The following is an 11,608-nucleotide window of genomic DNA, read 5'->3' on the forward strand; positions in this document are numbered from 1 at the left end:
GGCGGGGGCGGAGGCGGCGGGGCGTCCACGATGGTCACCATCACGTTGCGCTCCTTCTCGGCAGCGGCCTTGGGGGCCACGGCGGGAATGAGCAGCATCATGAAAGCGGCGAGATGCAGTGCAATTACAAAAGCGATACCGACGATGCGCGGCCAGCTGAGGCCGGTGTCATCGCTTTGTTCGTACCTGTGAACGACAAGTTGTTCCGTCATGCGCCAAGAGCTCATTAGTGGGGCCGGGTACCTGGGGACAGGTAGCCCATGATCAGCGGTGCATGACACCGCAGGAACCTCCAAGCTTATACCAATCCTGAGCGCCTGCGCATTAACGCGACAGGCGTTCAGGCGTTATTCCTACTTACTTCAGGTTGATGATTTTCTTGGCATCTGCCTGGTTCTTCACACCCTTCGCCAGCGCCTGCTGGGCGGCCGCCTTGGCCTCCGAAGTGCGACCTTCAGCATGCAAAACGCGTGCCAGGTTCAAGTAGGTTTCACCGTCCTTGGAGAGCGGGGCGGCCTTCTGCCACGCTTCAATTGCCTTGCCCACCTGCGCCGGCTCGGAGTAGTAGTACGCCTGCGCCAAGGCCAGCTGGGCCTGGTAGTCGTCCTGCTTCAGGATGCCCTTGCCAATGCCATCGTTGATGACCTTGATGACGTCCTGTTCCTTGCCTTCGGTGTTGGCGTAGATCGAGTAGAGCTGCTTGTACTCGCGCTCGTCGGTGAGCTTGCCGGCGGCGTACAGCTTGCCCATGACCTCGGCAGCCTTGTTCATCTGATCGGCCTGCATGTACATGGCGGCCAGGTTCATCTGAGCCTTCTTGTCGTCCGGGGTGCGGGCGGCAACGGCTTCGGCTTCCTTCACCGCTTCACCGGACTGGCCGGCTTCGGAGTAGGCCGCCATCAGCAGCTGGTTCCAGTTGTCCTTCGGGGTCGGCGAAGCGGCGATGGCCTGCTTCAGCACCGGGATCGCCTCGGCGTAGCGCTCCAGCTGGTACAGCGCTTGGCCCTTGATGATCAGTTCTTCCGGCTTGGCCGACTTGGTTTCGTTGAAGTACTGGTCCAAGGTGACCAGGCCGGCAGCGGTCTGGTCTTCCTGGATCTGCAGCTGGGCCTTCATCAGCATCGACTGATAGTGACCGTTGTTGTCCAGCCCGTTGAACTGCAGCACCTGATCGAGGTACTTGATCGCCGTAGCGGAGTCGTCGAGGTTGTAGGCGGCCTGCGAGGCGAGCTGCGCGGCCAGCGCCTTGTCGTAGTTGTTGGCAGCGGAGTTGGCCAGGATCTCGTCAGCCGCGGCACGCGTTTCCGGGAACTTCTGGTCGTTGTAGCTGTCAATCATCTTCTGAAGCTGCTTGCTCAGCTTCGGCGAGGACTTCAGGCTCGGCTCCTCACGCGTGGCGTTCGGGAACAGCGCCTCGGCCTTGGCGGCCGACTGCTTGCCGCCGCGACGATCAGCATTGCTGCGGTCGGCGCTGCGGGACTGGGCCACGGCGTCGGTAACCACCACGCCGCCCAGGGCGGTCGCGATGAGGACGGTAAGCACGGCTTGTTTGTGGTTGCTGAAGATCATCATTCACCTCGATCAAACCGCCGTGGCGGCATCAAAACGGACTGTCAGAAAAATCTGAGCCGCCAAACGTATCAGAAACTCTTGTCGTGAAAAACCGTTTCCGATGCTGCGGCACAGCATCCTTTGGTCGTACTAGCCACAGCGCGGTTTGCGACCGGCGGCCTGAGCCTGCTGGAACACCCCGTTCAGGCTCGGTGCATCGCGTTGCAGCTCGCGGATGCGGTTGGCCGGATCAGGGTGGGTGGACAGCCACTGCGGCGAGCGCGAGCCCCCGGCGGCCATCATGTTCTGCCACAGATTGACCGCTTGCGCGGGGTCGAAACCGGCCTCGGCCATCAAGCGCTGCCCGACCACGTCGGCCTCGCTTTCCTGGGTGCGCGAACCCGGCAGCAGGAATGCCGCCTGGGCACCGGCCCCACCGAGCTGGTTGACCGTGCTGGCCGCTCCGTCGCCGTAAGCGGCACCTGCCAGCGCGCCGAGCACGGCCAGGCCGGTCTGCGCGCCCATCTGGCGGGTCAGCCGCTCTTCGTGGTGCCGCGAAATGACGTGGCCGATTTCATGTCCGATCACCGCTGCCAGCTGGTCCTGGTTCCTGGCCACGCTGAGGATGCCGGTATTTACCCCGACCTTGCCGCCGGGCAGGGCGAACGCGTTCGGCTCGTTGTTGACGAACACCGCCGCCTCCCACCGTACGCCACGGTACTGAGCAGGCAGCTGAGCGACCAGTGCATTGACCACGCACTGCACGTAGGCGTTCTGCTTGCCGTCGGTGCTGAGCTTTTCCTTCTGCTTGGTTTCCGCGAATGCCTGGGCACCCAGCTGGTCCAGTTCGGCCTGGGAAACACCGCCCACCATCTGGCGGCGCCCGGTGGGCGAGGTAGTGGTGGCGCATGCGCTCACCAGCAGGGTGATCGCCAACCCAAGCAGCAGCGGTTTCATCGCGAAAGCTCCCGTGTTCATGTGCGCAGTGTTGCGCTGTCGGTCGTAAATTTTTGTCAAACGGCGGAGTTCAGTGCATGCCCAGAAACACCAGCGCGGCCAGCGCGATGGCGTTGTTCAGGGCGTGCGCCGCGATCGGAGCCCACAAGGTGCCGGTACGCTGGTACAGCCAGGCGAACGCGGCCCCCATGCCGCCGTACACCATCCACAGCTGGGCGATCTCCAGCGGTCCGTTTTCGCTGGTGCCGGGCACTTCGTGGATGAGCGCGAACGCCAGGCTGCTCAGCAGCAGGCCCAGCCAGGAACGACCGGCCTGCCACAGACGTCCGAACAGAACACGGCGGAACAGCAGTTCCTCGTAGGCAGGCGCGAGTACGATCGCGAACAGGGCCAGAAACCACGGAAAGTGCGCGAGCGACTGTTCCATCAGCGCCAGGTTGGTTGGCACCGGTTCGCTGCCGGCAAGCTTGGCCAGCCAGGAAATCAGATTGCTGCCAACGATCACGCAGGCCGCGACCAGCAGGGTCCAGCCCCAGGTGGACGGTTGGCGCGCGGCCTCCCAGGACTGCGCGCGCTCGACGGGGTTGGCACGTCGGCGCAGGAAGTACACCAGCAGTGCGGCACCGCCGGTGGCAAACAGGGCCATCAGGATCTGTGCCAGGGCACCGGGTTGCCCCAGCTGCTGCATGGCGGCGGCGGCGGCCTCCGGCCCCTGTTCGTGCATTACTTCGACGGCCCGGAACATTCCCCAGAACAACCCGCCCAGCATGCTCAGCCCGAGGAGGGTGGCAATGGCGATGCCCAGGTCGATGAAGAAGCCCGCAAGCGGCGAACCAGGCTTGCGCGGCGGGGTACGGGGCGAAGTGCCCGGCAGCGTGGGCGGTAACGGCGGCGTCACTGACGCTGGCGGGGCAGTGGCAGACATCGAATTCCTGGCAGCAAAAGGTAAGGCCCGGCCGGTTGCGTCAGGCAACCGACCGGACTGGACCGATTGTGTCAGATATCCAGGTTGGAGACCCGCAAGGCGTTGTCTTCGATGAAGTCGCGGCGCGGTTCCACCACGTCGCCCATCAGCGTGCTGAAGATCTGGTCGGCAGCCACCGCGTCTTCAATGCGTACCTGCAGCAGGCGGCGGGTGTCCGGATTCACGGTGGTGTCCCACAGCTGTTCCGGATTCATTTCACCCAGGCCCTTGAAGCGCTGGATCTGGCGGCCCTTCTTGGCTTCCTCCAGCAACCAGGTGCGGGCCTGCGCGAAGCTTTCCACCTCGGCCGACTTGGCACCACGGCTGATCTTCGCACCGGTACGAACCAGACCGTGCAGCAGCAGCGAGGACTGGTGCAGGGCGCGCAGTTCGCCGGTTTCGAAAGCGGCCAGCGGCAGCACCTGGATCAGCTCTTCGCCCATGTGGCGGCGGGTGACCAGCACGGCGGCCGGACGCTGTTCGTTCGGCTCCTGCAGTTCCAGGCTGAAGCGCGGCGACCCCAGGCTGCCCTGGTTGAGGCGCTTGGCCAGCGCGGCCAGGCCTTCGTCGTCACCGGCCTTGCGCAGGTGCTCCAGGTCCATCGGCGTGAAGTCGACCAGCGCCTCGAGCAGCTGGCGGTCATACCGGTGCGCGTTGCGTTCGATGGCTTCCTGGGCGGAGGCATAGCTCAACAGCAGCTTTTCCAGATTGACGCCTTCGATCGCCGGTTCGTTTTCCGCGGGAATCAGTCCGGCGTTCTCCACCGCGCTGCTGGCCAGATAGGCGTCCAGCGCGGGGTCGTCCTTCAGGTACAGCTCCTGCTTGCCCTGCTTGATCTTGTACAGCGGCGGCAGGCCGATGTAGACGTGGCCACGCTCGATCAGCTCCGGCATCTGCCGGTAGAAGAAGGTCAGCAACAGGGTGCGGATGTGGGCGCCGTCGACGTCGGCGTCGGTCATGATGATGATGCGGTGGTAGCGCAGCTTGTCCGGGTTGTACTCGTCGCGGCCGATGCCGGTGCCCAGCGCGGTGATCAGCGTACCCACCTGGTCGGAGGCGAGCATGCGGTCGAAGCGGGCACGTTCCACGTTGAGGATCTTGCCGCGCAGCGGCAACACCGCCTGGTTCTTGCGGTTGCGGCCCTGCTTGGCCGAGCCACCTGCGGAGTCACCCTCGACGATGAACAGTTCGGACAGTGCCGGATCTTTTTCCTGGCAGTCGGCAAGTTTGCCGGGCAGGCCGGCGATGTCCAGCGCACCCTTGCGGCGGGTCAGGTCGCGGGCCTTGCGCGCGGCCTCGCGGGCACGGGCGGCGTCGACGATCTTGCCGGCAATGGCCTTGGCTTCGTTCGGGTTTTCCTGCAGGAACTCTTCCAGCCGGGCGCCGAACGCGTTTTCGACCGCCGGACGCACGTCCGAGCTGACCAGCTTTTCCTTGGTCTGGCTGGAGAAGCTGGGATCCGGCACCTTTACCGACAGCACCGCGATCATGCCTTCGCGCATGTCATCGCCGGTCAGGTTGATCTTGGCCTGCTTGGCGATGCCGTTCTGTTCGATGTAATTGTTGAGCACGCGGGTGAGCGCGCCGCGGAAGCCGGCAAGATGGGTGCCACCGTCCTTCTGCGGAATGTTGTTGGTGAAGCAGTACATCGTCTCCTGGTAGGAGTCGGTCCACTGCAGCGCCACTTCCACGGTGATGCCGTTGTGCTCGCCGGTGACCGAAATGACGTTCGGGTGCAGCGGCGTCTTCAGCTGGGCCAGATGCTCCACGAAGCTGCGGATGCCGCCTTCGTAGTGGAAGTCATCGCGACGGCCTTCGCCGCGCTCATCCTGCAGAACGATCTTGACCCCGGAGTTGAGGAACGAGAGTTCGCGGAGGCGCCGGGCCAGGATGTCGTAGTGGAATTCGGTATTGCCGTGGAACGCGACCACCGACGGCCAGAAGCGCAGGGTGGTACCGCGCTTGGTGCTGGCTTCAACCTGCTTCAGCGGGCTGACCGCAGCGCCATTGCTGTATTCCTGGTGGTAGTGGAAGCCGCCCTGGAAGATGTCCAGGGTCAGTTTCTCCGACAGCGCGTTGACCACGCTGACACCCACGCCGTGCAGGCCGCCGGAAACCTTGTAGCTGTTGTCGTCGAACTTGCCGCCGGCGTGCAGCACGGTCATGACCACTTCCGCGGCCGACACTTCGCGGCCCAGCTTGGCGCTCATCTGTGCGTGCTTGCCGGTGGGAATGCCGCGACCGTTGTCGGAAACAGACACCGAACCATCGGCATGGATGGTGACCGCAACGTGGTCGGCGTGGCCAGCGAGGGCTTCGTCGATGGAGTTGTCGACCACCTCGAACACCATGTGGTGCAGACCGGTGCCGTCATGCACGTCGCCGATGTACATGCCGGGACGCTTGCGCACCGCTTCCAGGCCTTCCAGGGCGGTGATGCTGTTGGCGTCGTAATTGCCGTTGTTTGCCGGGGTGTTCTGTTCGTCAGTCATTGCGCTTGCCGTAGGCTCCGCAGGTCGGGCACCGCCAGGGCGGGGCTCCAGGGAATAAGGGATTGCAGGGGGAAATTATACCAGCCGGGCAGGGTGGCCCCCGCTGGCACTATGGCACACCGTTGGATAACGGGTTGAGCTGACCATGTTCCACGTGGAACCGTGTGATGTGGGTGGCGTCAGCCAATGCCGCGGGGGTTTCGGTGGCGGTGATGAATATCTGCGCCGGGCCGGCACCCAGGCGCTGCAGTACCCGGGCCTGATGAGTGCGATCCAGCTCCGAGGCCAGGTCGTCCAAGGCGATGACCGGCCATTCGCCGCGCTGCTCGGCATAGTCTTCGGCCTGTGCCAGCAGGCAAGTCAGGGCGGTGAGCTTGGCCTGCCCGCGCGAAAGGGCATCGCGCCCTGGAATGTCGGCAAAGCCGACGCTCCAGTCGGCCCGGTGCGGGCCCACCGAGGTGTAGCCCTGCTGCCGGTCGCGCTCTCGGGCCAGCAACAGTGCGTCAGCCAGCGATAGTTCGTGCTTGCGCCAGCCTGGGCTCAGGGTCAGGGACTGGATCTGCAGGTTTGGGGCCAGCTCCTGGGCCAGTTCCACGGTGCGGTCCTGGAGACGCTCCAGGTAGTGCTGACGTCGGGCAGTCAGCGGTTCGCCGGCCTCGGCCAGCTCCCGATCCCACGCGTCCAGAGCCTGCGGGTGCCCACCCTGCTTGAGCAAGGCATTGCGCTGTTTCAGTGCTCGTGAGTAGCGGCGCCATAGGGAAAGGAAGTCAGGTTCCACGTGGAACAATCCCCAATCGAGGAACCGGCGCCGGGGTTCCCCACCGCCGCTGACCAAGGCATGGCTGCCGGGCTCAAAGGTCACCACGGCCAGCGCGGCGCACAGATTGCCCAGCTGGGCGACATCTTCGCCGTCCAAGCGTCCCTTCCAGTCCTGCCCGGTGTGGTGCAGCCCGGCCTTACGCCGTGTGGCCTGATCGGCACCGGCCCTGCGTTCTTCCCATTCCACGAACACGTCCACCGCATCCCGACCTTGCCGTACCAAGCCGTCGCGCACGCGGCCGCGGAAGCTGCGCCCATAGGCCATCAGATGCAGGGCTTCGAGCACACTGGTCTTGCCGGCACCGTTGTCCCCGGTGATCAGGTTGATGCCAGGTTGCGGTGCCAGTTCCACGTGGTCGAAGCGGCGGACGTTTTGCAGGGAAAGCCGGCGGATGTACATGCGAAGGGTGCAGGGGATCAGTCGACCAGCTTACTGCATTGCCCTCGACTCCCGTGGTGACGCGCCATGTGCATCTGCTCTTCCTGATCGCCCCAAATTCTTTGAAATCTGAAGACGCCGCAGGCTCTCTGCCCAGCAGATTTCAAAGAATTCGAAGCCTTTCCAGATTGCCTTCCTGGCGTGGTTCCACACCGCGATCCACGCGGGCGCCGGTTGTCCACAGCCCTTCGGTATGAGCTCTTCGCAAACATGGGGCAGGCTGTGGATAAAAAAGGCCTCATCTCAAGCTTGAAGACATATCCACAGCTTCACCCCCACCCTCAGGGGGCTTTTTACAGGGGGATTCAACCCTATATTTCCCTTTGCATTCAAATAGATAAGGTAGTTTTCAACCAGATCTGGCTCTACCATCACCACATAGCTTTAGATTTATATACAGATTTAAAGCTAGGGCAGAGTGTTTCCGGGACGTTGGGGTAAAGGCAAAGGGAAACATGGGGCGGAGCATCGGGAGATATTGGCCGGGCGAAGATCTGCGCGAGGGGCAGCAGACACGCATGGCGTGTCACTACGGGTACTGACAGCTGACCAGTAAGTGCTCCACGTGGAACATGCAAAAAGAAACCCGGCGCTTGGCCGGGTTTCGAGTGACGCTTGGTTCCACGTGGAACCTGGTGCAGGTCAGAGACGCAGAGGCATCACCACGTGACGCGACTTCTCGCTGCTGGCCTCGCGCACCAGCGCGGAGGAGTTGGAATCACGCAGCTGGATCACCACGTGCTCGTCGCGCAGTGCCGACAGCGCATCCAGGAGGTAGTTCACGTTGAAGCCGATCGCCAGATCGCTGACCGTGGTGTCGGCCTCGATCTCTTCCTGGGCTTCTTCCTGCTCCGGGTTGTGCGCGCTGATCTTGAGGTTGCCCGGCGAGACTTCCACGCGGATGCCGCGGTACTTCTCGTTGGACAGAATCGCTGCGCGCTGCAGCGAGGCACGCAGGGCTTCGCGGTCGACCTTCACTTCGCGGTCGGCGCCAATCGGAATCACCGCTTCGTAATCCGGGAAGCGCCCGTCGATCAGCTTGGAGGTGAACGTCACATCGTCGCGCTTCACGCGGACGTGGCTGCGGCCCACTTCCAACTCGATCTCACGCTCGCCGCTTTCCAGCAGGCGCTGCAGCTCGGTCACGCCCTTGCGGGGCACGATGATCTGGCGCTTGGCGCCGCTCGCCTTTTCCAGGTCGGTTTCGCACAGCGCCAGACGGTGGCCGTCAGTGGCCACGGTGCGCAGTGCATCACCGCGCAGGTCGAACAGGAGACCGTTGAGGTAGTAGCGCACGTCCTGCTGGGCCATGGCGAACGCCGTGCGCTCGATCAGTTCCTTCAAGGTGGCTTCGCCAATTGCGACGCGCTCGGTGGCTTCAACTTCGTCTACAGACGGGAAGTCGTTGGCCGGCAGCGTTGCCAGGGTGAAGCGGCTGCGACCTGCCTGCACCGTGATCTTGTCACCGCTCTGCGAGACGGTGATCCGGCTGCCGTCGGGCAGGGCGCGAATGATCTCGAACAGCTTCCGTGCAGGAATGGTGGTTTCGCCGTCTTCGGCGTCTTCAACCGCGATCCGCGACACCATCTCCACTTCCAGGTCGGTGCCGGTCAGCGACAGCTGACCCTTGTTCACCTGAACCAGGAAATTGGCCAGAACCGGCAGGGTCTGGCGGCGTTCGACCACGTTGACGACTTGTGCCAACGGCTTGAGAAAGGCTTCGCGCTGCAGTGTGAAACGCATGTGGTTCCGTGCCCCTATGCTTTAAAAAATGTGGAATAAATCAAAAGCTTGGTGGTGCTGGTAGAGCCAGAATCGCTGGAAAACACAGTTAAGTATTTGAAAAACAAGGCTTTTATGGCCTCGAAACCCTCTGTATTACCAGCCCCCAAGGGGTGGGGAATGCTGTGGATAACTTTACTCTGAAAATTTCCAGCCGTTTTATCCACATGCTGTCCCGCGCTTGCTACCGGATTCTGCACCGTTTTATGCGGTGACGAGAAGATCTGGGTCCTGCATCATTCGCTCAACTTCCGGATCAGCTTGTCCCAGTCCTCTCGCAGCTTGCCGTCGGTCTCCATCAACGTGCGGATCTGCCGGCAGGCATGCAGCACGGTGGTGTGGTCACGGCCAGCAAAGGCATCGCCGATCTCGGGCAGGCTGTGCTCGGTCAGCTCCTTGGTCAGGGCCATGGCCACCTGGCGGGGACGGGCGAGCGACCGGGTCCGGCGCTTGGACAGCAGGTCCTTGATCTGCAGTCCGTAGTAGTCGGCCACGGTCTTCTGGATGTTGGGAATGCTGATCGCCTGCTGCTGGGCACGCAGCAGGTCGCGCAGGGTTTCCTGGGCGAAGTCGGTGGTGATCGCACGGCCGGTGAAATTGGCGCGGGCGGTCAGGGTATTGAGCGCACCTTCGAGGTCGCGCACGTTGGAGCGCATCTTCTTGGCAATCAGAAACGCCACATCGTCGGGAATCTCCGCACCGCGCTCGCGCGCCTTCGCCAGCACGATCGCGGCGCGGGTTTCGAAGTCCGGCGGTTCGATGGCCACCGAAAGGCCCCAGGCCAGGCGCGACTTCAGCCGTGCTTCCAGACCTTCAACTTCGCGCGGGTAGCGGTCGCAGGTCAGGATGATCTGTTGCTTGCCATCGAACAATGCGTTGAAGGTGTGGAAGAACTCTTCCTGGGTGCGATCTTTGCCGGCAAAGAACTGGATGTCGTCGATCAGCAGCGCGTCCACCTGCTGGAACTGGCGCTTGAACTGGTCCATGGTCTTTTCCTGCAGCGCCCGGATCATGGCGCTGAAGAACTGTTCCGAACGCAGGTACAACACCTTGGCGCCCGGGTTGGCCTGGCGCATGGCATTGCCGGCCGCGAACATCAGGTGGGTCTTGCCCAGGCCGGTGCCCCCGTACAGCAGCAGCGGATTGTGCGCGCGGTCGCCCGGCTTCTGCGCGGCCTGGAAGGCGGCGGCCAGGCCGAGCTGGTTGCTGCGGCCTTCGACGAAGTTGGCAAAGGTGTAGTGCGAATCGAGATTTCCAGCGAACGGCACCATCGGTTCGGCCGGAACCGAAGCGGTGGGCGTCGCAACCGGCGCGATCTGCGCCTCGACCGCCCGCGGACGCGAGCCGATTTCAAGAAATACCTCGCGGAAACCGGCGAAATGCATCAGCAGTTCGCGGATCCGGGCCAGGTACAGTTCGCGAACCTGGTCCACGATGAAGGCATTGGGCGCATACAGCACCAGGCTGTCGGCGCGCAGGTCGGCCTGCAGCGGCTTCAACCAGGTGTGAACGTCCTCCGGCGGAAACTCCGCTTCAAGACGTTCGAGACATTGAGACCAGGCATCCATCGGCAATTTTCGTCTGGGGCCAGTGGATGGGCGCACGAAGCCGCCGCGCCACAGGCCGGAAGGGGAAGAAATGGATGGCGCAGACTACCACCGACGCGGGGGTCCGGGAATGCTTGTCCCACACTTATTCACAAAAACATCCACAGCTATTGCACAGGCCAGTGAAATCCCGTAGTGACATGGACTTGACGGCACCCCAACCAGGTCTATAGAATTTCCGGTTCTTTCCGTCCCCTTCTTACAGAGGCCCAGCATGGCCACCAAGCGCACTTTCCAACCCAGCAACCTCAAGCGTAAGCGCGACCATGGCTTCCGTGCCCGTATGAAGACCGCTGACGGCCGCAAGATCCTGTCGCGTCGCCGCGCCAAGGGCCGCAAAGTCCTGAGCGCTTGATTGCAATGCCGCACTCCGCGGCAGACGCAATCCTGACTGTGAGCAGTTCCGACCCGCGCAAGCGATTTCCTCGCTCTGCGCGGGTTCGTACGCGTGCCGAATATACAACGGTTTTCAACGGCGCCCGCCGTGTGTCCGATCCCCTCATGACCATCCACTGGTGCCAAGGCGACAAGCCGGCCCGGTTGGGTCTGGCGGTGTCGCGCAAAGTCGACCCCCATGCCGTGGGTCGCAACCGGATCAAGCGTGTGCTGCGCGATGCCACACGCCACCTGCGACCGTGCATGAAATCCGGCGATTTCGTCGTGGTGGCGCGCAGCGCCGCCCGTACTGCCAGCAATGCCACCCTTCGCCAGGCCTTTGAACGCCTGTTGCGCCGCCTTGGCGCATTGCCGATGCCGGGCGCGGACGGCACAATGCCGCCGCCCGGGGGCGTTGCCCCTTCCTTGTCCGAACCGGCACCTGCTGCCGGTCCTGCAGAGCCTGCACGCTGATGAACCAGACCCGCGTTTTCCTGATTGTTGCCTGGCTGATGGTGGCCGTTCTGCTGTGGATGGAGTGGGGGCGCGACAAGGCCGCGCCGGCTCCGACCACTCCGGTCGCCACCCAGACCCAGGGCACCGTGCCGGGCCCGGCGGGCAG

9 protein-coding genes and 1 pseudogene are annotated in these 11,608 nt (G+C 63.3%); 2 read left to right on the forward strand and 8 right to left on the reverse strand.

Annotated features, from left to right (window positions below; translation table 11 throughout):
- The 8 genes and pseudogenes from EGJ34_RS17250 to dnaA all read right to left on the reverse strand — a co-directional run.
- Positions 1 to 212 (reverse strand): annotated as a pseudogene (locus EGJ34_RS17250) (energy transducer TonB); the annotation flags it as partial.
- Positions 213 to 357: 145 nt separating this feature from the next.
- Entirely contained in the window at positions 358 to 1,569 is a 1,212-nt protein-coding gene (locus EGJ34_RS17255; RefSeq protein WP_125361712.1) for a tetratricopeptide repeat protein, read from the reverse strand.
- A gap of 132 nt (positions 1,570 to 1,701) precedes the next feature.
- Complete coding sequence (locus EGJ34_RS17260) at positions 1,702 to 2,508, reverse strand: M48 family metallopeptidase (protein ID WP_125361713.1); 807 nt, start codon at positions 2,506 to 2,508, stop codon at positions 1,702 to 1,704.
- A gap of 70 nt (positions 2,509 to 2,578) precedes the next feature.
- A complete protein-coding gene (locus EGJ34_RS17265; protein WP_125361714.1) occupies positions 2,579 to 3,433 on the reverse strand; it encodes a CPBP family intramembrane glutamic endopeptidase in 855 nt (284 codons plus the stop codon).
- A gap of 71 nt (positions 3,434 to 3,504) precedes the next feature.
- On the reverse strand, positions 3,505 to 5,964 hold the full coding sequence (gene gyrB, locus EGJ34_RS17270; RefSeq protein ID WP_125361715.1) for a DNA topoisomerase (ATP-hydrolyzing) subunit B: 2,460 nt from the start codon (positions 5,962 to 5,964) through the stop codon (positions 3,505 to 3,507).
- A gap of 109 nt (positions 5,965 to 6,073) precedes the next feature.
- Positions 6,074 to 7,183, reverse strand: a complete 1,110-nt coding sequence (gene recF / locus EGJ34_RS17275; RefSeq protein ID WP_125361716.1) for a DNA replication/repair protein RecF — start codon at positions 7,181 to 7,183, stop codon at positions 6,074 to 6,076.
- Between the two features lie 681 nt (positions 7,184 to 7,864).
- A complete protein-coding gene (gene dnaN / locus EGJ34_RS17280) occupies positions 7,865 to 8,965 on the reverse strand; it encodes a DNA polymerase III subunit beta (protein ID WP_125361717.1) in 1,101 nt (366 codons plus the stop codon).
- A gap of 275 nt (positions 8,966 to 9,240) precedes the next feature.
- Positions 9,241 to 10,572, reverse strand: coding sequence for a chromosomal replication initiator protein DnaA (dnaA, locus tag EGJ34_RS17285; RefSeq protein ID WP_125361718.1), 1,332 nt, complete (start codon positions 10,570 to 10,572; stop codon positions 9,241 to 9,243).
- Between the two features lie 253 nt (positions 10,573 to 10,825).
- Here dnaA and rpmH point away from each other — a divergent pair, with 253 nt between their 5' ends.
- Together rpmH and rnpA are read left to right on the forward strand one after the other, a co-directional pair.
- Complete coding sequence (rpmH, locus tag EGJ34_RS17290; protein ID WP_006404565.1) at positions 10,826 to 10,966, forward strand: 50S ribosomal protein L34; 141 nt, start codon at positions 10,826 to 10,828, stop codon at positions 10,964 to 10,966.
- Positions 10,967 to 10,971: 5 nt separating this feature from the next.
- Positions 10,972 to 11,460 (forward strand): ribonuclease P protein component, encoded by a 489-nt coding sequence (rnpA, locus tag EGJ34_RS17295; protein ID WP_125361719.1) that lies wholly within the window; start codon positions 10,972 to 10,974, stop codon positions 11,458 to 11,460.
- Positions 11,461 to 11,608 lie beyond the last annotated feature (148 nt).

The organism is Stenotrophomonas sp. 278, assembly GCF_003935715.1.
Taxonomy (GTDB): Bacteria; Pseudomonadota; Gammaproteobacteria; order Xanthomonadales; family Xanthomonadaceae; genus Stenotrophomonas; species Stenotrophomonas maltophilia_AH.